The organism is Phocaeicola intestinalis (genome assembly GCF_014837065.1).
GTDB classification, from domain to species: Bacteria; Bacteroidota; Bacteroidia; order Bacteroidales; family Bacteroidaceae; genus Phocaeicola; species Phocaeicola intestinalis.
This window is the reverse complement of the sequence record NZ_JACSPP010000059.1, coordinates 1-24,129: the sequence shown is the minus strand read 5'-3', so window position 1 is coordinate 24,129 and position 24,129 is coordinate 1. Positions and strand designations below refer to the sequence as shown.

The 24,129-nt window shown below is 48.1% G+C and carries 17 protein-coding genes and 2 pseudogenes; 6 read left to right on the top strand and 13 right to left on the bottom strand.

The features are described from left to right. Positions 1 to 115: 115 nt before the first annotated feature. Positions 116 to 1,078 carry a YitT family protein gene (locus tag H9625_RS14440; protein ID WP_013617439.1) on the bottom strand — a complete coding sequence of 321 codons (963 nt, stop codon included), beginning with the start codon at positions 1,076 to 1,078 and terminating at the stop codon, positions 116 to 118. 346 nt (positions 1,079 to 1,424) lie between these two features. On the opposite strand from H9625_RS14440, the gene H9625_RS14435 reads away from it, so the two are divergent. Further along, positions 1,425 to 2,996 (top strand): ATP-binding protein, encoded by a 1,572-nt coding sequence (locus H9625_RS14435; RefSeq protein WP_191765021.1) that lies wholly within the window; start codon positions 1,425 to 1,427, stop codon positions 2,994 to 2,996. Between the two features lie 27 nt (positions 2,997 to 3,023). Then, complete coding sequence (locus H9625_RS14430; protein WP_087247121.1) at positions 3,024 to 3,515, top strand: hypothetical protein; 492 nt, start codon at positions 3,024 to 3,026, stop codon at positions 3,513 to 3,515. A gap of 170 nt (positions 3,516 to 3,685) precedes the next feature. On the opposite strand, the gene H9625_RS14425 is transcribed toward H9625_RS14430, so the two are convergent. Together H9625_RS14425 and H9625_RS14420 are read right to left on the bottom strand one after the other, a co-directional pair. Beyond that, the gene (locus H9625_RS14425; RefSeq protein ID WP_158100065.1) at positions 3,686 to 3,889 is read right to left on the bottom strand and encodes a hypothetical protein; all 204 of its coding nucleotides are present in this window, start codon (positions 3,887 to 3,889) and stop codon (positions 3,686 to 3,688) included. A gap of 35 nt (positions 3,890 to 3,924) precedes the next feature. Beyond that, positions 3,925 to 4,149 carry a hypothetical protein gene (locus H9625_RS14420; RefSeq protein WP_177896348.1) on the bottom strand — a complete coding sequence of 75 codons (225 nt, stop codon included), beginning with the start codon at positions 4,147 to 4,149 and terminating at the stop codon, positions 3,925 to 3,927. 168 nt (positions 4,150 to 4,317) lie between these two features. On the opposite strand from H9625_RS14420, the pseudogene H9625_RS14415 reads away from it, so the two are divergent. Beyond that, a pseudogene (locus tag H9625_RS14415) lies at positions 4,318 to 4,509 on the top strand (endo-polygalacturonase); the annotation flags it as partial. Between the two features lie 312 nt (positions 4,510 to 4,821). Here the strand turns inward: H9625_RS14415 and H9625_RS14410 are convergent. The 8 genes and pseudogenes from H9625_RS14410 to H9625_RS14360 all read right to left on the bottom strand — a co-directional run bounded on the left by H9625_RS14410 (position 4,822) and on the right by H9625_RS14360 (position 17,368). Further along, a complete protein-coding gene (locus H9625_RS14410) occupies positions 4,822 to 6,330 on the bottom strand; it encodes a glycoside hydrolase family 30 protein (RefSeq protein ID WP_191765019.1) in 1,509 nt (502 codons plus the stop codon). 238 nt (positions 6,331 to 6,568) lie between these two features. Further along, a complete protein-coding gene (locus tag H9625_RS14405) occupies positions 6,569 to 7,477 on the bottom strand; it encodes a RagB/SusD family nutrient uptake outer membrane protein (protein WP_191765017.1) in 909 nt (302 codons plus the stop codon). A gap of 12 nt (positions 7,478 to 7,489) precedes the next feature. Beyond that, on the bottom strand, positions 7,490 to 8,092 hold the full coding sequence (locus tag H9625_RS14400) for a RagB/SusD family nutrient uptake outer membrane protein (protein ID WP_191765015.1): 603 nt from the start codon (positions 8,090 to 8,092) through the stop codon (positions 7,490 to 7,492). A 22-nt stretch (positions 8,093 to 8,114) separates the two neighbouring features. Further along, entirely contained in the window at positions 8,115 to 8,564 is a 450-nt protein-coding gene (locus H9625_RS14395) for a hypothetical protein (RefSeq protein WP_191765013.1), read from the bottom strand. Positions 8,565 to 8,624: 60 nt separating this feature from the next. Then, on the bottom strand, positions 8,625 to 11,150 hold the full coding sequence (locus tag H9625_RS14390; protein WP_191765011.1) for a SusC/RagA family TonB-linked outer membrane protein: 2,526 nt from the start codon (positions 11,148 to 11,150) through the stop codon (positions 8,625 to 8,627). Between the two features lie 45 nt (positions 11,151 to 11,195). Then, positions 11,196 to 11,534 (bottom strand): sigma factor-like helix-turn-helix DNA-binding protein, encoded by a 339-nt coding sequence (locus H9625_RS14385; protein ID WP_022039964.1) that lies wholly within the window; start codon positions 11,532 to 11,534, stop codon positions 11,196 to 11,198. A 192-nt stretch (positions 11,535 to 11,726) separates the two neighbouring features. After that, a pseudogene (locus H9625_RS18070) lies at positions 11,727 to 14,572 on the bottom strand (two-component regulator propeller domain-containing protein). A 54-nt stretch (positions 14,573 to 14,626) separates the two neighbouring features. After that, on the bottom strand, positions 14,627 to 17,368 hold the full coding sequence (locus H9625_RS14360; protein ID WP_191765002.1) for a heparinase II/III domain-containing protein: 2,742 nt from the start codon (positions 17,366 to 17,368) through the stop codon (positions 14,627 to 14,629). Between the two features lie 446 nt (positions 17,369 to 17,814). On the opposite strand from H9625_RS14360, the gene H9625_RS14355 reads away from it, so the two are divergent. From H9625_RS14355 to H9625_RS14345, 3 genes are all read left to right on the top strand, one after another. Next, positions 17,815 to 20,061, top strand: a complete 2,247-nt coding sequence (locus H9625_RS14355) for an aconitate hydratase (RefSeq protein ID WP_191765000.1) — start codon at positions 17,815 to 17,817, stop codon at positions 20,059 to 20,061. Between the two features lie 226 nt (positions 20,062 to 20,287). Next, entirely contained in the window at positions 20,288 to 21,556 is a 1,269-nt protein-coding gene (gene icd, locus H9625_RS14350; RefSeq protein ID WP_087396393.1) for an NADP-dependent isocitrate dehydrogenase, read from the top strand. A gap of 260 nt (positions 21,557 to 21,816) precedes the next feature. After that, a complete protein-coding gene (locus H9625_RS14345; RefSeq protein WP_013616182.1) occupies positions 21,817 to 23,157 on the top strand; it encodes a citrate/2-methylcitrate synthase in 1,341 nt (446 codons plus the stop codon). Positions 23,158 to 23,227: 70 nt separating this feature from the next. On the opposite strand, the gene folB is transcribed toward H9625_RS14345, so the two are convergent. Together folB and H9625_RS14335 are read right to left on the bottom strand one after the other, a co-directional pair. After that, the gene (gene folB / locus H9625_RS14340) at positions 23,228 to 23,599 is read right to left on the bottom strand and encodes a dihydroneopterin aldolase (protein ID WP_041583805.1); all 372 of its coding nucleotides are present in this window, start codon (positions 23,597 to 23,599) and stop codon (positions 23,228 to 23,230) included. Between the two features lie 4 nt (positions 23,600 to 23,603). Next, positions 23,604 to 24,017, bottom strand: coding sequence for a PaaI family thioesterase (locus tag H9625_RS14335; protein WP_013616180.1), 414 nt, complete (start codon positions 24,015 to 24,017; stop codon positions 23,604 to 23,606). Positions 24,018 to 24,129 lie beyond the last annotated feature (112 nt).

The following is a 24,129-nucleotide window of genomic DNA, read 5'->3' as shown; positions in this document are numbered from 1 at the left end:
TCTTCCTCATCACAGAAGCGAAAATGCCTCAAAAACTCATCCCAAATCATCACACGATAAATTCAAAACAGCTTCTATTAGCAGAAGTATATCATATCGTGCGTAAGCCCCGATATCACTCCGGCTCAATCTCATTGGGTGAAGGAAGTTGCTTCCAGCCTTCACCGAACGTATCGTAAGCATCGGTCACTACCACGAAGGCACGCGGGTCGGCAAGCTTTATCGTGGCTTTCACGCCCGCCACTTCCTTGTAGCTCACTACCAAGAAAATCATTTCCTTCTCCTTCTTCGTGTACAAGCCGCTGCTCTTGATACATGTAGCGGTACGGTCCAAATCATTCAAGATATACTTATGCAAATCTGGCAACTCCTTCTCGCTGATAACAAATATCAGCTTGTCATTCTTCGAGCCGTTTATCATATAAGCTATCACCCGCGATACGATGAAGATAGCTATCAACGAATACAAAGACAAATAAACGGAAGGTTCCTCGGATACTTCTCCGCTTCCCAATCCGAACCCAATCACCAACAAACCAAAGCAGACAACGATCCCGTCCACCAGCAATATCGCCCGCGAGAAACGGATGTGCATATACTTCTGAAGCATCATTGCCACAATATCGCTCCCGCCCGTAGTAGCCTGATTCTTCACCACAATGCCGCTCCCGATACCTATCAGTACGGCACCCATCACGCAGGTCAGCATCAGATGGTCCGACAAGTCCATAATGCCTCCCAAAAGCTGAGACGGGTCAAGCGCATGCAAAGCTTCTTCCGTAGGATATACCAGACGCGACATGATGTTCATCAACAAAGGAGTGGTCAATGCAGCCGCAATGGTACGCGCCCCCAGCTTCGTGCCTAAAAAGATGACCGAAAGGATAAGCAACGGAATATCGAACATATACCCGAACGTACCTACCTGAACGGAAGGAAACAGGTTATGCAACACGATACTCGCCCCATATACACCTCCCGGCACAATGTTATATGGATTGATAAAAAACACAAAACCTGCCGCCAGGATGATACATCCCAGCAAAATATTCAGCCAACCGTTTATTTCTTTCTTCATATACAAACTCATTTTTATGCAGCAAATATACAAAGAAAGATTCAGATAAGCAAGTGCTCATTTCATCTTCTAAAGTCAATCAGAAGTGATTTTATAGTAAAATCTGTGTCCGTCTGTCCCCGTCTGCATTCTTTTATATTTTACGCGGTATGAAATTGTGCATTTTCTCACCACAGGACACAGAGGCTTTTAAATTTTTTCTCTGTGGTACCCTGTGACCTCTGTGGTGAGATTTTGTTCTACTATAAACCGACTTTTTCTTTGTCTGTTGAAGATTAATCGTTAACTTTGTAAACAAAATCAAACGTCCCAAGAACTTAAAAACTCAAAAACTTACAGAGCCATGATGAAGTACCCCATAGGAATACAGAGTTTTGCCGACATCCGCAAGCGCGGATTCGTTTACGCAGACAAGACGGCATTTATTTACCGAATGGCGTTGATGGGGAAATACTACTTTCTCAGCCGTCCCCGCCGGTTCGGCAAATCCTTGCTGGTCTCTACTATGGAAGCTTACTTCTTGGGACAAAAAGACTTGTTCAAAGGACTTGCCATAGAGAAACTGGAAACGGAGTGGAAGACGTATCCTGTACTTCATCTGGACTTGAATGCTCGTAATTATGAGGATGAAGAATCCCTCAAAGCGGAATTGAATAAGCACCTTGTGATGTGGGAACAGGGTTATGGCATGACTACTGATAGCAACCTGGCTCCCGAAGAACGTTTCTATAACGTAATACATACTGCCTACAAACAGTCGGGTGAACAAGTGGTGGTGTTGGTGGACGAATACGACAAACCGCTTCTCAGCACCATCGACAACAAACCGTTGCACGATGCGTACCGGAAAGCCTTGAAAGCTTTCTTCTCTGTGCTCAAGTCACTGGATGCCTGCATCCGTTTCGGTTTCATCACGGGCGTGAGCAAGTTCAGCCACGTCAGCATCTTCAGCGACCTAAACAATCTGGATGACATCTCCATGGATCCCCGATACGTGGACATTTGTGGCATATCTGAAGAAGAACTGCACATTTACTTTGACGACTCCATCCGCGAACTTGCCGATGCCAACGGCATGACCTTCGAAGAGGCATGCGAGAGGTTGCGCAAGCAATACGACGGTTATCATTTCCGGCAGAACAGTGTAGGCATTTACAATCCATTCAGCCTGCTCAATACATTTGCAAAAAAAGAGTTCAATGACTATTGGTTTAAGACAGGCACACCCACTTTTTTGGTCAAGCTGCTGCAACAGAACGACTATGAGTTGCATGATTTGAAAGGCATTTATGTGGACGGAGATGTACTTTCTTCCGTAGACGAGGGATATGATGACCCCGTTCCCGTACTCTTCCAGAGCGGCTATCTCACCATTGCCGGTTATGACCCCGAATTAGGTTACCGTCTGGACTTCCCCAATCAGGAGGTTGAGCGGGGTTTCTTCCGTTTTCTGATGCCTTACTACACGTCACAGCAGCAATCGAGCGTCAGGGGCATTCTCAACAAGATGACTTCAGCCGTCAAACAGGGCAACCCCGATGACCTGCTGCAAACCATCCAGACCATGCTGGCAGGCAGAAGCTACATGGTGGCAGGAGCTGACAAGGAAAAGGATTTCCAAAACACTCTCTACCTGATTTTCACCATGCTGGGCTACAATGTACAGGTAGAGCAGGCGACCAGACAAGGCCGCATAGATATTACCATTCAGACAAAAGACTATATTTACATCATAGAACTGAAGCTTGACAAGACCGCCGAAGAAGCCCTCCGGCAAATCAAGGACAACCATTACGCCCGCCCTTTCCAGACGGACAAACGCAAGCTTTACCTGATAGGCGCAAACTTCTCATCGGAAACAAGGACGGTGGAGAAGTGGGTGACTGAAGAGCACTCACGGTGGGTTTTCGCATTTTAATAACATTGTAAACAGATTTGATAACTTATGCGTACTTTCTTACAGACAACTGCCGGCGGCACATTTATAGCGGGCGAAGCGATGACATTTGTAGTCCGTAAAGATTATGCCGAATATATATTTAAAGCAGGAAAAGGCTTTTACGGAATAGTAAACTTCCTGTTTAATGGAAAAAACGAGGTAATGCTTTTTGCGGGTTGGGGCACTTTTTTCAAGCGCATCACCAACCATGCAGACGTAAATAAGCTGTTACAGATGCTCGAAAAGCCCTGCCCACAAGTGATAGACTTAATGACTTGTAAATCCGATTACAGCTTGGTAACATTAAGCAACAACGAGATGGGTATTCGTAAGACGATTAATACATCCACCTCCCGCTCGTTGATTGAAATCATGGGTGACCCCATTGTAGTGGAAGAAGCCCGTAATTTGGTGAATTACTGTCTAAAGCTTTTCCGTGAGATCCACGACCACTGCCCTTTCCCCGGTTGGAAGCAAGGATTGAAGGAAGATTTGTAGAACAACCGTCTGAATCCCCCAACCAGGAGGTGGAGCAGGGTTTCTTCCGGTTCCTGCTGCCTTACTATACGCCACATTCCTTATGAGAGTATATGCCCGTGTCCTCTGTGTTGAATCTCATTTATGAGCAGTTACTTATAACATTACGGGACTTATCCGATTGATTCACATCATCCGGACAAGCCCCGCTTTCTTTGGGTTAACTTAGAAGCTGTTTTGAATTTCTCCAAAAAGTTTTTCTTGGCTTGATGTATCCGTTTTCGTGTGTGCTTTGGGCGATTTTTTGGCCCTTTTCGCTCCTGTTCTTCGTCAGATAGCCCGCTATCTTCCTCATCACAGAAGCAAAAATGCCTCAAAAACTCATCCCAAATCATCGCACGATAAATTCAAAACAGCTTCTTAACAATATCTATTCACGGTAAAGCATCAAGGTTGCCCAACCCAATTGGTCGAACGCACCGCTGTTTGTACCGTAACGGTTTTCCGGTTCACCCACACCGCCTTCGGGACGAAGCTTGTCAGCGAACTGCTTGGCATACGTATAGCCACTGCCTACATTCGCCACCTTTGCATAATGATTGTACAAGATTTCCCATCCCGGACGAACGCTGCCACGCCCTTCATCATCTGCCATTTGCGTATGGGTTGCACCGTGGTTCTTATCGCGGCAAGAGCAGTCAATGCAATATTCATAGGTCGTAAACGGCATCTGGGTGGCACTTACCAGCCAGCTTCCCGTATTGTTCTGGTTATCCGTACCATTGCGCAAGTTGGACAACGCTACGTATTCGCCCATCTTCATCATGCCGAACTGTCGCACATCATCGGCTACGACCGCGACCGCTTGGTAAGAAACATCCGCTTCGAGAACCTCCGCATCAACGGTACGGTTATCTCCGACGACATGCCCGGCAAACCTGCATGGTACAAAACAGGCGATTTGGCACGGATTTTCATCGGCGAACATGTAGAAAATGTGACATTCAGCAAATAAGGTGATGCGGATCGGGATTCACCACAGAGGACACAGAGGCTTTTAAATTTTTTGAATATCCGCCAAATGCCCATAGTATAAAAGGGAATTAGAAGGAGTTATGCCTTCGGCAGGAGTTAATCCTGCTATGGCTCCCATGAGCAAAAGTATTGGCTTCTAACTCCTTTTAACTCCTTGAAATAACTCCTTTTAACTCCTTATTGGGCAAAATGCGGACATTCATTATTTATAATCTGCGAAAATCTGCGTGAAGCTGCGTTTCTTCATCGTGCCACTTCATTTATACTGTGGTGAAATTCATTTACCAACAAACTACTTCATGACAAAAGTATGCAGGGAATGTGCGTCCAGCGTCACGTTAAGGTATTTCTTCCCTATCTTCACGCTTACCGGCTGCGGCGTATCGCCCAAATTGCCTGCTATAACGACAATTTTCTTTTCAGGAGTACGGTAGACCACCGCTATCGTTCCGTCTTTCTCTTTGGGAGCATAGCCTATCATTTCACTTCCGGGAACGACAAAATGAGAAAAATGCTTCACGGCATAATATTCTGCCGTATAGCGGAACGTCCGTGTTTCACTGTCCAGCTCTATCAATGCATTCTGGTTCCATCCCCAAGGACTGGTGCCATGCTTTGGAAGCAAGAAGTTCCAATTAAACCATTCGTCGCAACCATTGCCCACATTGTCACTTATCAAAAAGAACGTATGCTCGCCCGCCTTCCAGTCCATAGCTCCGTTGCCGCATTCACTTTCCGAACAGATATAATGGAAACCGGGATACTGACGGCGTATGGCAGGCAGGATTTGACGTCCTTCCCACTGAAAGGCAAGCCCTTCGATGCAGGCACGCAACCGGTCATCGCTTAATACCTTTTCTGCATGGTCTTGCCGGTTGGTATTAAACGTACCCAAATACAGCTTCACATCCGGATGATGCTTTTTCAAGGCAGGAGCCAAATAATCACGGTTGAAACGTATCGTGCCTTCAGCTGTCCAGGCACAGCCCGGATAAGGCGTGTAGCTGTAGGCCTCATTCTGATAGATTACCATATCGATGTTTACCCCCTGGGCTTTATAGGCATCGATGAACTTACAAAAATAATTGGCGTATGCCTGCAGGTAACGAGGGTCTTGAATGAAATAATCCTGTGTAGCCAGTTTTCGGGGGAATTGCCCTTCACGCTCGCCCAAGAATTTCATCTCATCCTCGTCTACCCCGTCTTGCGAGCCATACAGCAGATAGTCCAAACGCTTGTCCTGCCGGTTGAAACGGCTGCTCAGTACCGGGTAATCTCCATTGATTTTCATCCAGCTTGGCGGACTCCAGGGAGATGTCCAGAAAGTCAAGCGAGGATTGAACTTCTGGGCGGCACGAATCAAAGGAATGATGCCCAGCTTGTCGCGGTCGATATTGAAATAACGCAGTTCCAAGTCGCCTGCCACTTCGTCACAGCTATACCACGAACGGGCATAATCGCTGGCATTCATCGGGATACGTCCGCGGGTAAACTTCAAGTCTCCGTCGGGAGCAAACAGGTTATGCATAATTTCATCCTGTTCATCACGGGTCAGCGCCAGCAGGGCATCCCAGTCCAACTCGTTGAACGTCGTACCCCATGCCTTGAAAGGAACGCCTTTTTCTGTCCCATCTATTTCCAGCAAAGGAGTCTGAACGGGACGGGATTGCAGCTTGGTCTCATCCTCTTTCCAATAATTGTTTTCTGTACTGCATATCCATACATAAGACTGTGCCTGTATGCCATAAACCATACTCAAAAAGCATACGGCAAAGGTCCATTTTAGAAAAATCGGTTTCATAAGAATTTACGTGTTACGGTTTATGATTGTAAAATATACGAATATCCTCATTTCCCCTACATGGGCTGTTTGCGGACATTCACTTTGCAATAATAATTATTTTTCCCCGAAAAAGCAAGAGAGTATGCCCCAATGAAAGCAAATACAGACTTACCATTAAAAAATGAATATCCGCATTTTACTCCTATATGGGATGTTTGCGGATATTCAAATTTAGAAATTTATCTGATACTAAAACCTATTGCCGTGCAGGGTTTTGTGTCAAGACCCCTTCTGAACTGGTTATATAATAGGTAGGAATAGGGAATTTGCTATGCTTCGCATAGTCAAAATTCGTCCGTCCTTTACGGTGCATGAGGTTGGTCGTATAATTGGGTACTACTTTTTCATAACGCACCAAATCAAACCAACGGTTTCCTTCAAAAGCCAATTCTATACGGCGTTCGTTCCAGATTATTTCCCGTAAGGCATCTTTTCCCAACCCTCTTTTTTCCGGCAATACACCTGCCTCGGCATACGTTTGGTTTCCACGAGCGCGGAAACGGACTTTTTCAAGGGCATCTTCTGCCTCTGTTGTTTTCCCAAGTTCATTAGCCGATTCGGCATAAACCAACAAGATATCCGCAAAGCGGAGGAATGGCAGGTTCAATTCTTGCTTGAAAAAGTCATTGTCGGGCCATTGCGTAGCGGGCCAAATCACTTTCTTGTTTGCATAGTTAAACTCAGATACAACATTCCCTGCCTCATCTTTTTCTTCCAGCCAAGTTATTTCACCTGTATAGCCTTCAATGGTTTCTCCCTTTTCAAAGATTGTCGCTTCCTTACGCGGATCTCCCTCTTCATAAGCACTTACAAATTCATCGGAAGGAACAAAATAAGCAGACCCCAATCCTGAGCCGGGAATACCTTGAAACTCTACATACGGATTACGCAAACGCCCCTCGATATTCTGGTAAATATAGTGTCCCGGCATCATGCTTTCCGAAGAATATTTACCCTGAATAGAGAACAGATTCCGATAATCCGGGTCGAGTGAATATTCATGGTCTACATTCACAACTTCATTGGCATACTTGTAGGCGTTTTCATAATCCTGACGATATAAGTAAACCTTTGCCAGTATCCCTTTTGCCGTTCCTTTGGTCACACGACCCAAGTTTTATTCTCCCCATTCCTGACGGGTAGGAAGATGTTCTATAGCGTATTCCAAATCAGATATTACCAATCTATAAATATCTTCCTCTGAACTTTTGGGAATATTATATTCATTTTCTGCCGGAACATGGTCACGCAATACTACTTCACCGAATACATTCATCAAATCAAAATGCCAATATGCACGGAAAAAACGTGCCTGCGCGTTATAAAGAGCTGCTGTTTCATCATCATAATCTTTCGTAAGTTCCAATACCTGGTTGCAATCATTTATATATTGATACCATCTTTCCCATAACCGTTCCACATAAACGTTATTGGGGTCGTACTGAAAGTTATATGCAGTCAAGAAATTAGCGTCTGCCGTATTCATCCGCACATCATCCGAAGGAAACTCATGCGTTGTAAAATACATTGTACCCAAACGGAAAAAACGCCAGTTAATGGATGAATAAACACGTGATACCGCTTCATTAATTCGTTCTTCTTGGCTAAAATACAAATCTGTGGTCAATTCTCCTTGCGGAGTAACATCCAAGAAATCACTACACGAACCTAATATACAAGTTCCAGCCAATGCCATTATATATGTTTTTATCTGTTTCATATCTTCTGAATTAAAAGAATTATTATAAAGTCAAATTCAAACCGAAGTTCACACTGCCCGCCATCGGATAAGTATTCGAATCCTGCCCATCCATGATTTCGGGAGTAAAACCTTTATATTTAGTAAAGTAAAGCAGATTAGATGCGTTTACATAGATACGAAGTCTGCCAATCCCAATCTTATTCATCCATTCATCAGGCAACGTATAGCCCAATTCTGCAGAACGCAATTTCAGATAAGCACCATCGAAAACCATTATATCCAATGTTCTTCCCACATTGATAGATCCGCCTGCCAAACGAGGCATAACAGCGTCCGGATTTTCAGGAGTCCATGAATCACACCAATCACGATGTATATTGTTGGTCACCGATGTAAAGTCATTGTAAGAGTTATTCATCACCTTCCCTCCAAAACTTCCGGTAAAATCCAAATACAAGTCAAACCCTTTCCACGACGCATTAAATCCCAAGCTTCCCGTAAATTTAGGATAAGGGTTTCCAAGATCCGTCTGATCCTCTGCGGTAATTCTTCAATCCCCGTCAACGTCTACATAAATCAAATCTCCCAATTGGGCTTCCGAATGATAAACGTCCGCCCCTTTGCTACGGGCATATTCGTTCCAGCGGTCAAGGTCTGCCTGAGTGTGGTAAATGCCTTGCGTCTTATACCCATAGAAATATCCGAAAGGTTTTCCTTCTTCCTTGGCTGTCTGAAGATTAGTAGACCAAGCAGTGGAAATAGTCTTTTGATTCTTCCAATCGGTTACTTCATTCTTGAATGTACTTCCACTAAATGTAAAACCATAATTGAACGGATGCCTGTTATCCTGCCATGCAACAGTAAACTCAAAACCACTGTTACGGACTGAACCTGCATTGGAATATGTAGGCGTAATACCTACCGAACCTCCTTTTATCGGCAATATCATCAAGAGGTCTTTAGTCTTACGGTTGAAATAATCAAACTCAAGAGTCAGCATACTATTAAACAATCCCAAGTCAAATCCCAAATCAACCTGTTCACTACGTTCCCATTTGATATCCGGATTAGATGCATTTACAATACCTACACCGGGATATACTTGTCCATTAAAAACAGCATGATACTCATCAACCATCGATACCAACGCATACGAAACATTGTCCTGAATCTTGTCATTACCTGTTTGTCCCCAGCTTCCTCTTATCTTTAAATTGCTCAACCAGTCCACATCCTTCAGAAACGCTTCTTCACTGACCCGCCAACCTACTGCAGCCGACGGGAAATACCCCCAACGGTTATTCTTTCCAAATTTGGAAGAACCGTCCGCACGCATTGTAGCCGTAAACAGATAACGGTCTTTCAATGAATAATTGACACGGAACATGTAAGAAGCTCTTGTCGTAATTGTCGGCTTGACCGCTGCCACGGTACGGTCTGCATCGGTAGGAGCGGTAGCTGTCATGCCATAATCTTTGTCGTACATCAAAATATTCCGGCTGTTTGCTCCCAATCCTTGTGTCCGTGCTTTTTCAGACGTAAAACCTGCCAGGATATTCAAATGGTGAGTGTTCCCCCATAAACGATCATACGTCAATGTATTTTCCCACAACCATGTGTTTTCGAGCGCATAATTCTCCATAAAGGTATTAGAACTGTTGCTTTGATGGGATGGATTGATATTGTAAATCCCCTTCAACTGATGTTCATAACCATGTAACCAATCAACACCATACGACGTACGGAATGTAAGCCCTTTCACTATTTCCCAGCTTCCCCATACATTCCCAAAGAAACGTATCCGCTTATTGTTATAACCGGCATTCAGGGCTAATTCCGCAACAGGATTTATCAAATCACCATTCTGCATAGAATTCCACTCTCCTTGTTCATTTTGGGGTGTAATAAGAGGTGAACCAGACAAAACGGAACGCATCAAACGATATGAATCGCTTCTGCCGTCACTGTTGCTGACAGCTAAATTCAAGTTATGTCCTATCCGGATAGATTTTGAAAGCTTATATTCATTATTGATACGGAAAGTCCAGCGGTCATAAGACGTATTCTCCCATACACCATTCTGCTTGAAATATCCGGCACTCACATTATAATTCACAGATTCGGAGCCACCCGATACAGAAAGTTGATGGTCACGTGTCCAACCGTTCCGGGTCATTTCCCCCAGCCAATCAGTTCCTTTTCCATACCCCGACGGATTTCCGTAAGGTTGTTCTTGTCCGGAATTTTGGGCAACAATATTCATTAAGCGGGCATATTCGGAACCATTGCAGACATCATAATTATCAATGATATACTGAAAGCCTTCACTCCCTGAGTACGAAACGACAGGCTTTCCGGACTCGCCTCTTTTTGTTGTCACCATAATCACGCCATTGGCTCCTCTTGAACCGTAAATAGCAGTAGCTGAGGCATCTTTCAGCACATTCATACTCTCGATATCTTTAGGGTTAAGAAAATCTATATTATTTGTCATTACCCCGTCTACTACGTACACAGGAGTAGCGTCACCATCCGTACCAATACCACGAATACGGACGGTAGGAGTTGCTCCCGGCGCTCCTGAAGTCACGACCGTCAGACCGCTTTTCCCTTGCAAAGCTTCTCCGGCATTTCCTCCCCGGATACCGGAAATGTCTTTTAACTTGATTGTGGTAACAGAACCTGTAAGGTCTGATTTACGCTGTGTACCATACCCCACTACTACCACTTCATCCAAAGCTTTCGAATCTTCTTCCATCATGACTTTCAGATGTTTCTGCCCGTCAAGAACCACTTCTTGCGTCTTATAACCGATATACGAAATAACCAAAACGCCTTGAGCATCCGGCAAACTAAACTTACCATCCAAATCTGTAATAGTCCCGTTTGACGTGCCTTTCACTACAACGCTGGCACCAATAACCGGCTCACCGTTCACATCAGTTACAATACCTTCTACAACATTAGCTTGCTGCATCCACCCTACGCTGCCTATACCTGCAAAAGCCGATAACGAACTTCCAGCCATCAAAGGTGATGCCATAAAGACAGAGAATAACATTCTCTTTGACAACATTCTCACTACATTTTTCATAAATCAATTTTTAAATTAACAATTTATTTAGATACATGCTCTCATGAATTCACGTACATCTCTCCTACTAACAAAAAGGTGGCTTTCTACCGTACGAAAGGACAGATTCAGCTTTTGGGATATTTCCGAAATGGAGTTAGACTGAAACCGACTCATCACATACACCTTCCGACGCTGTTCGGAAAGCGTAGCAACTTTCCGGTACTCCCACCGCCGCAAGTCTTTTGCAATCACCTGGCTCTCCAAATCCGTAACAGAAACCGGAAGCACCTCATACAGATAGCGGTCGATTTCCTGCTTCTTATATAAACGGCGTAAATAATCGTTTACCAAATTACGCACAATGGTAAAAAGGAAATATTTCAATAAGTAACTTTTCTGTAAGATTAATAATCCTACACGTGTAAGATTAATAATCTTACAGCCGGAAGATTAATAATCTTACAAACAACGCACCTGCCTGCGTTTGCCTACGCAACTATCTGCATCGGGCAAAACAAAAGGCACAAAGAGGAATAGAACCTCTTTGCGCCTTCATGACACTGCAGGTATTATTTCTTAACGGTTCAACTGCTTGATGTATTCATTGGGAGTGATACCTGCCACCTTCTTGAAATAACGGAAGAAAGAGGCACGCGAACTGAAGCCGCATACTTCTGCCAACGCCTCCAGCGTGTACTTGGCATATTGCTCATCCACAATCAGCCGCTTGAACTCTTCCACACGGTATTCGTTGATGTAATCGTAATAGTTCTTCTTCAGGTATTGATTGAAGAAGTAAGAAAGCGTATGCGAGGTGTATCCTGTCATCTTTGCCAGATCGGCAATCTTCAGGTCGGAATTCTTATAAGGTTTTTCTTCCTGCATCAGCCGCTCCAGTATTTTCTGGAGCTGGCGGCATTCTTCAGGTCTACCTTGTATTTCTCTTTTGCCGGCTCGTCCTCCGAATGTTCCATCGGCGGAATGTATGTTTCCAGCGCACCGTCTAGAATGGTCTGCAATACCAGTTTGTCCGGGTCGGGCTGCGTAACGGGATTATCCTGGCTTTCCTGCCTGTCGGATACATGCAGGCGTCCCGACCGTTTCTTCCGCACAAGAAACCAGGCAAGGCTTCCGATAAACAACAGTCCTGCCCCTGCCACAAACCAGCTCCAAAATACGGAATGCACCTTAACAGGCAATACGATTTCTGATTCGGGAAACCCGATGCTACGTATCCTGAGCAGATAATCTCCCGCAGACAAATTGTAAAAAGAAACAGACGACTTACCGATTAAAGGTTTCCACACGTCATCCTCTCCGCCTTCCAACCTGTATTCGTAAAACATATCAGACGGATGGGTATAAGTAAGTGCCGAAAAGAAAACGGTCAGATTGTTTTTCACCTTGTCCAGGTAAATGCCGTCCGCCTGTCCTCTGCCCCACACTTCGGGAACCGCCTCTTCCCCATCAACCTGCACTCCCGAAACAGCCAGCTTATAAGGCGGAACGTTTCTCGACTTCAGCTTGTTCATGTCCAGATAAACCAATCATTTGGAATTGCCGAACCAAAGTCCGCCGCTTTCGTCCTTCACCGGCATACAGTTGATAAAGATAGGGCTCAAGATACCGTCGGAGAGGCTATAAGGCATCACCCGGTCTTTCTTGTCGTAGCGATAGATGCCGTTGTTGGTCGTGAGCCACAGCCATCCTTCATTGTCCTCCACCACCGACATCAGCGTTTTGCCCCGAAGCAGTTCGTTGTCGAAACGCGAGAAATGGCTCATGGAAAGGTCGGACACAAACAAGGTACCCTTTTCGGGCAATAAATAAAGATTGTGCCTGGAATCTTCGTAGACCACCCTTACTTTCTCTTCGTTGATGAATCCTTCGGGAAAGACATCCGTACGGATGCTTTCCGACGAAGCATCCCAAATGCAAAGCCCTTTCTCGGTACAAATCCATCCTTTGCGGGTAGAGTCGAAAAAGACCTCGTAGATATTCCCTTCGGGCAACTTGGAATTGGAACCGGTATAATGAGCCACCTGCTTCCCTGCCCGATAGCGGTAAAGCCCCGATGAAGTGCCAATCCACAAATCGCCGTCCGCATCCGGACGGATGCAGAATATATGGCCTGTCAGGAATGGCTCGCCCTCCGCCGCATCGAAATCAACCAGTTCAAGGGTCAGCGGGTCGAACACATACATGCCGCCTCCATACGTACCGATGTAGTATTTCCCCTCGAAATAGCAACTGGAAATAATCATATTGGCACGCAAGTTATGAAAACTCTTGAACAACCGCCTGTCTTCATCGATAAAATACAGCCCGTCGCGCGAGCCTACCAGCTTTTCCCCCTGGTGGAAAGCGATGGTACGCACCGGCATGTCACGCGTATCCAAATAGGGCGGATACCGATAAGCCGCAAACAGCCCGTTATTGTGCAACGTATAGTCCACCCCCAGCTGATAAAAACCTATCCAAAGCAACCCGTCGCGGTCTACCAAAAGCGAGTACACCGAATTGGAACGGATACTGGCATCGTTTCCGGTCTCGTGCCGGAACGACTTCACGACCTTTCGCTGAGTCACCGACACGAAATGGACTCCATTTCCGTCCGTCCCTACATACAGCAGGTCCTTGCCGTCGGTAGAAAGAGAAGAGATGACCGAGCAGCCCACATCCACCAGCTTGCCGAAAGCCTTTTCCTGCGTATCGAACGTAACGATTCCTTCGTTCATCGTTCCCAGATACAATACCCCGCCGATACGGGTCAGCGAGTAAAACGGGTTCCGGTATGCATACGTCTCCAGCTTGCCCGAAGCGGTATGCAAAGCCACTACCCCTTTCAAAGTAGCAAGCCACAAACGGCCGTCTTCGCCGATGTTCAACCCTTTGATTTCGTTCCATTGCGAAAACACGTTCTTGTCTATCAGGATGTGACGCATCTTGCCGCCCTCGTAAACGAACAGTCCTTTGCGCGTGCCTGCATACAGCGTTTGCTTCCCGTCCGACAAGAGGCAATATACCGGAGCATCTATCAATACCGGCTCTACAGCCTCCAGGTCATCAGTCGCTTTGTCCAGATGCAGCAACCCCACATCCGACCCTACCCATATCTCACCCTCTGCCATCTCGGCAACAGCATATACCCGTTTCAGGTTTTCGGCCTTTCAGGTTTCGGCTTTCCCCTTTATCAGATAATGCTTCAGACGAATGCCGTCGAAACGTTCCAACGACACATTGGTACCAAACCACATATAGCCCGACCGGTCCTTATAGCAAGTGTTGATGACCAAATCGGGCAACCCATCGGACACCGACAGGCTGCGGAAACTATATGAAAAGGGCATGCCTGCCGCCCGTGCCGCCACGAGCAACAAGATGCCCACCATGATTATTATAAACTTCAGCTGTTCTCTCATTCTTATTTACCAATCTACCTTTTTTTGAGGCGAACAAAAATAACAATATCTTTTCTACTTTGAAAACAATACAGAAGTTTTTGTTTTTGTTTGCACCGACGGCAAACTAAGCTCTTTTCCACCCATCGTAATTGTACACGGACGGGAAGCGGTGTACATCCAGCCTCCAGCCTCCTTCACCAGCAAAACATCCGCCGCTTCTGCCGCTTCGATGCGGATATCCCCCGCCTCAAGCAAGGTTCCGCCGCCCAAGAAAGCCATTTCTCCCTGCCCGCCTTTCTGCCGGTAGAGCGCATATACCGCCTGTGCCGAAATCCCTTCCGTGGTGCAACGCACTTCTGCCTTATCGGAAGAGAGAATCCAATCGGCCGTACCGTCGGTCTGTATCACTTGAATGCCCGTATGGCTTCCTTCACCGGTGGCGCTGACTTCCGGAAAGCGTACCTCCCTGATGCGCGAAGGCGCATTCTTTGCCGTATGCGGTTCGAATACCGATACGAAAGGACGCTTCCACGCCTCTCCGCGCTGGCGTGCCACAAAGGTCAGCGTAGGCTGGTCGGCTATCACATAAGGCATCTGCTTGATGCGGCTCAACCCTTCGGTCATCGGACTTAAAGCCGAGAAGATTTTCCGCTCCTGCTCGCCCTTCATCCACATCGACATCGTAATATCATCGCCATCGGGCATCCGGACGGTAAAGTCAGCCCGGACATCTTTACTGGTTTCGATGCATCGCTGATTATATATATAGGAGTAAGCATAGAGATGTGCCCCGGCAAAAGCCAGTTCTTGCGTGGGCTGCATTGCGAGCGTATCGCCGCCGGAAGCACGCAGGTCCAGCGTCTGTCCTAAGTTATGGTAGAAATAGTCGTGCATCTTGTCGTCGCCCTCTATCTTCCGGCTGCGGAACACATCGACATAATACCCCGTAGAATCGCCCGTATTGACAATGCTCACCAAACGGGTCTGGTCGGCATACGATTCGGGCTCGCGGAAATACACGTTGGTGTAGCTTACCGGCTGGTAGCCCACCTTGGCGCCCGATGCCGGATAGAGGTTGCGCACACGGAAGGCATGGTTGCTCTTCATGACGGGATACGACGAAATGCCGTCTACGCACACCGTGTTATGAGCCGGGAACTGGCTGTAATACTCCAGGTAATCCAAACCTTGATACAACGTCTTCCCGATGCCTGCATCCGGTCCCAGCACATAGCCTTTTCCGTACAGTTCGAGGCTGATGCCGTTGGCGTGCGCATGGTTTCCCTCGCTTCCGTTGAGCGATGCCATCAGGCTGTTGCGTGCGTCCATGCCGTTGCGCTGTACCAGCCAGCTCACATTGGGCGCATAAAACGTCGGCGTCACATAGTCGTCTATCTTGCCGGCTTTCACCTCCTTGTCCAACACCAGCGGCTTATCGGCGAAAAACGAAGTGACCGCCACCGGCATACGGGCAGACTTTCCTGCCTCGCCGGCTTTCGTGTCGAACAGGCGGAACATCGCCGTGAATTTCCGTTCTTCGGCTTTCTTGCCGTACTGCTGCGCGTTCTGAATCAGGTAACGGAACACATCGGTGCGCAACGCGCCCGGATGTGTATCGCCCCAGCCGCACAGCATCCGGTTGGGGAACAGGTATTGAGGCAAGGCTTCTACCGCCTTCGGGATAACCGGAATCTGCATGGTCAGGTCGGTTTGCAGGTTACGGTCGAACAGGTTGGCAAACGAAACATAGTCGCCCACCACGTTCATGCTGTAGCCCGGACACTCCGCCCAAATGCCCGTAGCGGAATCAAATCCGTAATCCGCCAACTGCTTCAGCGACCACTGGCGGAGCGAAGATTGGTTGATTACATAATCGATGTAATAGCCCCTGCCCTTCCGGTCGGGATAAGCGGCATCGTCTTCCAGTATCAATGCCACGTTCATGATATAACGTGCCTGAATCAGGTTCCAGTTGTTATGAGGCACACCGTTGGCGATGATGTTTTCTATCCATTTCTTGAACGCCCCGGCATACACCGGCATCTTTTCGGGACGGGTCTGCTTCAGGTAATCATAAAGGAAATCATACAACGGCACCAACTCGTTCAGGATGTCTTCGTGAATCACCTCGAACGAGGTCATGCCCACCAGGGTCTGCTGGTGCCCGTTATTCAAGTCGACCGGCACGTTGCGGTAATAAATGCCCGTCATGTACGTATCGAACACCGATGCCGCCATCCGTCCATACGGCTCCTCGCCGGTCAGCCACCACAGGAAAGCAGCATCACGGGCGATGCCCATTATCTCGCGGTTGATGCTCTCTATCATGCGCCCCGTCTTGCCGATGTGCACCCACTCCTTGGGATTCCCTTCCAGCGTAGCGTTCGCCAGATACATGCCCTTCGGGTCTTCGGCGTAAGGCTCCAGCTCTTCCAGCTTGGGGCGGCGGTAGTTGGTTGCATGGCTGCGTGCGCCGGTAAACATCACCGTAGGCGCAGGCGCGCGATTGCCTCCGGCATGGTCGTACACCTCTCCTTTTATATATACGTCGGTAGCGTGGGTGTTCCAGTACATTTGCAGACGCGATGTCAGCCATCCTTCTTCACGTCCGGCATAGGTGTCAGTACGCCGTTTCAATCCGTCGAACACTTCCCGTGCCCACGTTTCTTCCTCAATCAACCGTAACGTCTCCTCCTTGCCTCCGGCATCGGTCAAGAAGCGCGGGTGCCCTTGCGGCAAACCACTTACCTGACCTGCAACCTGCAAACTGGCACTTATACAGAAGAAAACGATTATCCAAATTTTTGTTTTCATAAATAGATGAGTTTATTAAGTTTTCCCTAAAATACGAACAAGAAATGAGAAATACTCAATGCTTTTCTAAAAAAATCTCCGGTAAAACGTTTCGGCAACACTCCGGAGGGCTTCGAAAACCTGCGGAAACGCTTCGGCAACACTCCGGAGGGCTTCAAAAGCCTGCGGAAACGCTTCGGCAACACTCCGGAGGGCTTCGAAAGCCTGCGGAAACGCTTCGGCAACATTCCAGAGGGCTTCGAAAGCCTGCGGAAACGTTTCGGCTGCATTTCGAAAGGATACGGCGCATCAAAGAAACGTTTCACCGGATATACGAGCCGCAAATTTGGCAAACCGCTGCATGATTTACATCAAACAAGACACTTTGTCTGCAAAATCTTGCTTTTCCAAAACATTCTTCTTACATTTGCGGACAAATAAAAACAATTCATTAAACAAAAAGTCTTATGGTTTACGACATCGACATGCTAAGAACGTTTTACGCCTCGTATGCAAAACGGGTAAAAGCGGCTCAACAGGCAAGCGGCAAGCCTCTCACGCTTGCCGAAAAGATTTTATATACCCACTTGTATCATCCGGAGATACAACCCCGCTTCCGGCGAGGCGAAGATTATGCTACATTCCGCCCCGACCGCGTTGCCATGCAAGACGCCACGGCGCAAATGGCACTGCTGCAATTCATGAATGCAGGCAAAGAAACAACAGCCGTTCCTGCAACGGTACACTGCGACCACCTGATACAAGCCTACAAAGGCGTACAAACCGACCTTCCTGCCGCCTGCCAGGTGAACCGTGAAGTGTATGACTTCCTGCAAAGCGTGTCTGCCAAATATGGCATCGGATTCTGGAAACCGGGTGCCGGCATCATCCACCAGGTCGTATTGGAAAACTACGCTTTTCCCGGCGGCATGATGGTAGGCACCGATTCGCATACGCCCAATGCAGGCGGACTGGGCATGATAGCCATCGGAGTAGGCGGAGCTGATGCCGTAGACGTAATGACCGGCATGGAATGGGAACTGAAAATGCCCCGCCTCATCGGCGTGCACCTGAAAGGAAGCCTGAACGGATGGGCTGCCCCTAAAGATGTGATACTGAAACTTGCCGGCATCCTTACCGTAAAAGGAGCGACCAATGCCATCATTGAATATTTCGGCGAAGGAACCGCATCGATTTCAGCAACGGGGAAAGCCACTATCTGCAACATGGGCGCCGAAGTAGGCGCGACCACTTCCATCTTTCCTTACGATGAACAGATGAACGCTTACCTGTGTGCCACCGGCCGTGAAGAAATAGCCCGGCTGGCATCGGCATGCGCCGATTGCCTGCAAGCCGACCCCGAAGTGCTGGCACAACCGGAAAAGTATTACGACCGCATCATCGAAATCGACCTGTCGGCATTGGAACCTTATATCAACGGGCCGTTTACACCTGATGCCGCCTGCCCCATTTCGGATTTTGCAGAAAAAGTAAAAGCAAACGGTTACCCACGCCTCATGGAAGTAGGATTAATCGGTTCGTGCACCAATTCGTCTTACCAAGACCTGAGCCGGGCAGCCTCTCTGGCACGTCAGGTAAAGGAGAAAGCCCTCAAGATGGCTTCTCCCCTGATAATCAATCCCGGATCGGAACAAATCTATTGCACTGCCCGGCGCGACGGCATGATAAGTGCCTTCGAAGCCGTAGGCGGAACCATTATGACCAATGCCTGCGGCCCGTGCATCGGACAATGGAAACGGGTGACCGATGACCCGAACAGAGCCAACTCGATTGTCACATCGTTCAACCGGAACTTTGCCAAACGTGCCGATGGGAACCCGAATACGCACGCCTTCGTAGCTTCACCGGAGCTGGCTATGGCACTTACCATCGCCGGAGACTTGTGCTTCAACCCGCTGACCGATACCCTTACCAATGAAAAGGGCGAACAGGTGAAACTGGATGCACCTGCCGGCGAAACCCTGCCCCGAAACGGATTCACCGTAGACGACAACGGATACATTGCCCCGCCTGCCGACGGCAAATCCATCGAAGTTTCCATACATCCCGATTCGGAACGCCTGCAAAAGCTGGAACCATTCGCACCGTGGGACGGAAATGACCTCATCGACATGCCGCTCTTGATCAAGACACAAGGGAAATGCACCACCGACCACATATCCATGGCGGGCCCGTGGCTACGGTTCCGCGGACATTTGGAAAATATCTCCAACAACCTGCTGATGGGAGCCGTAAACGCTTTCAACGGGAAAACGAACTGGGTATTGAACACCCTGACCGGAGAATACGAAGCCGTATCCGCCGTTGCCAAAAGCTATAAGGCAAAAGGGATTCCCTCCATCGTAGTAGCCGAAGAAAACTACGGAGAAGGCTCCAGCCGCGAACATGCCGCCATGGAGCCGCGTTTCCTCAACGTAAGAGTCGTTCTTGCCAAGAGTTTCGCCCGCATCCATGAAACGAACCTGAAAAAGCAAGGCATGCTGGCACTGACATTCATCCATAAAGACGATTACGATAAAGTGCAGGAAAACGACCGCATCTCTGTCTTCGGATTAAGAGAGTTCGCACCCGGAAAACCCCTGCAAATCAAGTTGAGGCATGCCGACGGAAGCGAAGATACATTCGAAGCCGCACATACATATAATGAAATGCAGATAAAGTGGTTTAAAGCCGGAGCGGCATTGAATTTATAAACAATATCAGGGACCAGGGACTAGGTTTTAAATACATTCTAAAAATCCGGTCTACCAGTACCTAAATTTAATTTGAATATCCGCAAACATCCCATGTAGGGGCGTATCGCATACGCCCGAATGCATCAACTAACCCATGCGGATGCCTTCAGGGCGTATGCGATACGCCCCTACATGGCAATTGGGTAGAATGCGGATATTAAAAAATTTAAAACAATAATCCATTATGAGCAAAGTACAAATGAAAGACGGTCGGCTGATTGTACCCGACTGTGTAACCATACCTTATATAGAAGGTGACGGAGTAGGCGCCGAAATCACTCCGGTATGCCAGAAAATTGTGAACGAAGCGGTCAGAGCCGCATACGGAGGCAAACGTTCCATCGAATGGATGGAAGTGCTTGCAGGAGGAAAAGCATTTGCCCAAACAGGCGAATGGCTCCCTCAAGCCACCCTTGATGTTTTCCGCGAATACTTGATAGGCATCAAAGGGCCGCTGACCACTCCCGTAGGCGGAGGCATCCGTTCGCTGAACGTAGCCCTGCGCCAGACCCTCGACCTTTATGTATGCCTGCGCCCGGTACGCTGGTTCAAGGGAGTCGTCTCCCCATTGAAAGAACCGCAAAAAGTAAACATGCACATCTTCCGCGAAAACACGGAAGACATCTATGCAGGCATCGAATGGGAACAGGGAACTCCCGAAGCCCAGAAGTTCTACACCTTCCTTCACGACGAGATGGGAGTAAGCAAAGTACGTTTCCCCGAGACCTCGTCCTTCGGCGTAAAACCGGTCTCCGCCGAAGGGAGCAAACGGCTGGTACGTTCCGCCATCCGGTATGCCTTGCAGCATCATCAGACCTCCGTCACACTGGTGCATAAAGGCAACATCATGAAATTTACCGAAGGCGGGTTCAAACGCTGGGGATATGAAGTGGCAGAGCAAGAGTTTCCCGACCAGACCTTCTCCATGAACCAATACAACCAGATAAAGAAAGACCTGGGAGAAGAATCGGCAAATGCCGCCCTTGCCGATGCCGCCAACACCGGAAAGGTTATCATCAAAGACTGCATAGCCGACGCGTTCCTGCAAAACACCCTGCTGAAGCCTGAAGAATATGCGGTAATAGCCACCTTGAACCTGAACGGCGACTATATATCCGACCAGCTTGCCGCCATGGTAGGAGGCATCGGAATCGCTCCCGGAGCCAACATCAACTACGCAACGGGGCATGCCATCTTCGAAGCCACCCACGGCACGGCTCCCGACATCGCCGGAAAAAACATCGTCAACCCTTGTTCGATGCTGCTCTCTTCGGTCATGATGCTGGAACATTTAGGCTGGGAAGAAGCCGCAACCCTCGTCACGCAAGCCTTGGAGAAACTATTCGAAGCGGGAGAAGCGACCAACGACCTCGCCCGCTTCATGCCCAACGGAAAACCCTTGGGCACTATGGAATTCGGACAACGGGTGATTGATGCGCTAAGCAGTAACTGACTCTGATTCGTTTAAATAATCTGTCAGTTCAGAAACGCAGATTAACACGGATTTTCACAGATTATTTAAATACCCGCAAACAGCCAATGTAGGGGCGTATCGCATACGCCCGAATACGCCAACTTATCCACACATGGATGTTTTCAGGGCGTATGCGATACGCCCCTACAAGCTATTTGACAAAGAGGATTTTCACAGATTATTTACCTATCGGTTTAATCTGCGTTTCTAATAAACATCATTTAAATTTTGTACTACTCATGAAAAAAGAATACATCGTATACAAGCTTTCGGAATGCGCCAAGCAGGCTTGCCGCATCGACAATGAACTATTTACGAAATACAACGTGAAACGCGGGCTGCGCAACGAAGACGGGACCGGCGTGCTGGTAGGACTGACCAAGATAGGCAACGTAGTGGGATATGAACGTACGGAAGAAGGGCTGAAACCGATTCCCGGAAAGCTCTTCTACCGGGGATACGACCTTGCCGACATCGTACATGCCCTGCTAAAGGAAAAACGCTTCGGATTCGAAGAAGTGGCATACCTGCTCCTTTCGGGAGAATTGCCCGACAACGAACAGCTGGATGCCTTCAAGGAACTGATAAACGACAACATGCCGCTCGACAAGAAGACAACCATGAACATCATCGACCTGGAAGGACAGAACATCATGAACATCCTCGCGCGCAGCGTGCTGGAAATGTACACGTTCGACCCCAACCCCGATGACATCTCGCGCGACAACCTGATGCGCCAGTCCATCGAACTCATCTCGAAGTTCCCTACCATCATCGCATACGCCTACAACATTTACCGGCACAGCATACACGGCCGTTCGCTCCACATCCGGCACCCGCATGAAAACCTGTCGATAGCCGAAAACTTCCTTTACATGATGAAAAAGGAATATACCCCATTGGAAGCGCGGATGCTCGACCTGCTGCTGGTGCTTCAGGCAGAACACGGAGGAGGAAACAACTCCACCTTCACCGTACGTGTCACCAGCTCTACCCGCACCGACACCTATTCGAGCATTGCAGCCGGCATCGGCTCGCTGAAAGGCCCGCTACACGGCGGAGCCAATATCCAGATGGTAAAGATGTTCCACCACCTGAAAGAGGTCATCTCCGACTGGACCAACATCGACGAAATAGACACCTACCTGATACGGATGCTGCACAAAGAAGCATACGACGGGAGCGGACTGATTTACGGAATCGGCCATGCCGTATATACCATTTCCGACCCGCGTGCCGTGCTTCTGAAAGAACTTGCCAGCGAACTGGTAGCCGAAAAAGGGTGCGAAAAAGAATTTGCCTTCCTGGAATTGCTGGAACAACGCGCCATTGAATGTTTCAAGAAAGTAAAGGGCACAAAGAAACAAGTATGCTCGAACGTGGACTTCTATTCCGGCTTTATCTACGAAATGATTGGGCTGCCGATAGAAATCTACACACCGCTCTTTGCCATGGCGCGCATCGTAGGCTGGACCGCCCACCGCATCGAAGAACTGAACTTCGAAGGAAGACGCATCATCCGGCCGGCATACAAGAACGTATTGGAAGAAGTAACGTACACGCCGATAGGAGAAAGGTAAATCGCTATTCAGTTGACAAGTTGGCAAGGCTTTGTAATATGTAAACCTTGCCAACTTGTTTCCTTGTCAACTAATTCCGTGCATACCTCGCCTCTACCCCCACCCGGCGGCAATCGGCTCCCATGGGCGGGTTCTGCTTATACAGGCCGATAGTGACTTCCATGACATTAGGGAAATCGTCCAGCAGGCGGCGGGCTATCCGATAAACGACATGCTCCAGCAGACGGGAAGGAATTTCCATTTCCGCCTTTACCCGCTCGAACACCTCCGCATAACTGACGGTTCCCTCCAAGGCATCGGTCTCCGCCGCTTGCGAAAAATCGGTACGCAAACACAGGTCGACGGTAAACTCCGCACCTACACGCGTTTCTTGAGGAAACACACCATGACGGGCATAAAATTTCAACCCGTCCAGACGGATATACATCGCTTCCGCTTTCATACGCCTAAATCAGAGAATGCACCACACAAAATGTCCCCGAAGCCTTGCTCACCAGCTTGCCGTCGCAATAGATTTCACACTCGGCAAACTGCAAGTTCAACCCCGATTTCACGACGGTGCCTATCCCTACCAGCTCGTCGCCCCATGCCGCACGCAAGAACGAAGTCTTCAGCTCTGCCGTCAGCACATCCCGGTCGGTAGGCGTCATCGTATAAGCCGCAAATCCGGCTACCGTATCGGCAAATGCCGCCAACACCCCTCCGTGCACCACTCCGCTATACTGGCGCTGTTCGGGCTTCAACGGCATGCGCCCTACCACACGGCCTTCTTCTATCTCTTGAAAATCAATCTCCAAATGATTGACATACGGGTTCTTCTTCACCCGGTCTAACAAATGATGTTTTACTGTTTCTTCCATACCTCTTTTTTAAAGCACCACAGATTACACAGATTAAAATAAGAAGCTGTTTTGAATTTCTCCAAAAAGTTTTTCTTGGCTTGATGTATCCGTTTTCGTGTGTGCTTTGGGC

Bases quoted from the DNA above. Each gene is read 5' to 3' on its own strand.
- H9625_RS14335 (WP_013616180.1), bottom strand. From the start codon at position 24,017: ATGGAAGAAACAGTAAAACATCATTTGTTAGACCGGGTGAAGAAGAAC.
- H9625_RS14400 (WP_191765015.1), bottom strand. From the start codon at position 8,092: ATGAAACAGATAAAAACATATATAATGGCATTGGCTGGAACTTGTATA.
- icd (WP_087396393.1), top strand. From the start codon at position 20,288: ATGAGCAAAGTACAAATGAAAGACGGTCGGCTGATTGTACCCGACTGT.
- H9625_RS14355 (WP_191765000.1), top strand. From the start codon at position 17,815: ATGGTTTACGACATCGACATGCTAAGAACGTTTTACGCCTCGTATGCA.
- H9625_RS14390 (WP_191765011.1), bottom strand. From the start codon at position 11,150: ATGTTGTCAAAGAGAATGTTATTCTCTGTCTTTATGGCATCACCTTTG.
- H9625_RS14425 (WP_158100065.1), bottom strand. From the start codon at position 3,889: ATGATTTGGGATGAGTTTTTGAGGCATTTTTGCTTCTGTGATGAGGAA.
- H9625_RS14435 (WP_191765021.1), top strand. From the start codon at position 1,425: ATGAAGTACCCCATAGGAATACAGAGTTTTGCCGACATCCGCAAGCGC.
- H9625_RS14360 (WP_191765002.1), bottom strand. From the start codon at position 17,368: ATGAAAACAAAAATTTGGATAATCGTTTTCTTCTGTATAAGTGCCAGT.
- H9625_RS14345 (WP_013616182.1), top strand. From the start codon at position 21,817: ATGAAAAAAGAATACATCGTATACAAGCTTTCGGAATGCGCCAAGCAG.
- folB (WP_041583805.1), bottom strand. From the start codon at position 23,599: ATGAAAGCGGAAGCGATGTATATCCGTCTGGACGGGTTGAAATTTTAT.
- H9625_RS14410 (WP_191765019.1), bottom strand. From the start codon at position 6,330: ATGAAACCGATTTTTCTAAAATGGACCTTTGCCGTATGCTTTTTGAGT.
- H9625_RS14440 (WP_013617439.1), bottom strand. From the start codon at position 1,078: ATGAAGAAAGAAATAAACGGTTGGCTGAATATTTTGCTGGGATGTATC.
- H9625_RS14430 (WP_087247121.1), top strand. From the start codon at position 3,024: ATGCGTACTTTCTTACAGACAACTGCCGGCGGCACATTTATAGCGGGC.
- H9625_RS14420 (WP_177896348.1), bottom strand. From the start codon at position 4,149: ATGGCAGATGATGAAGGGCGTGGCAGCGTTCGTCCGGGATGGGAAATC.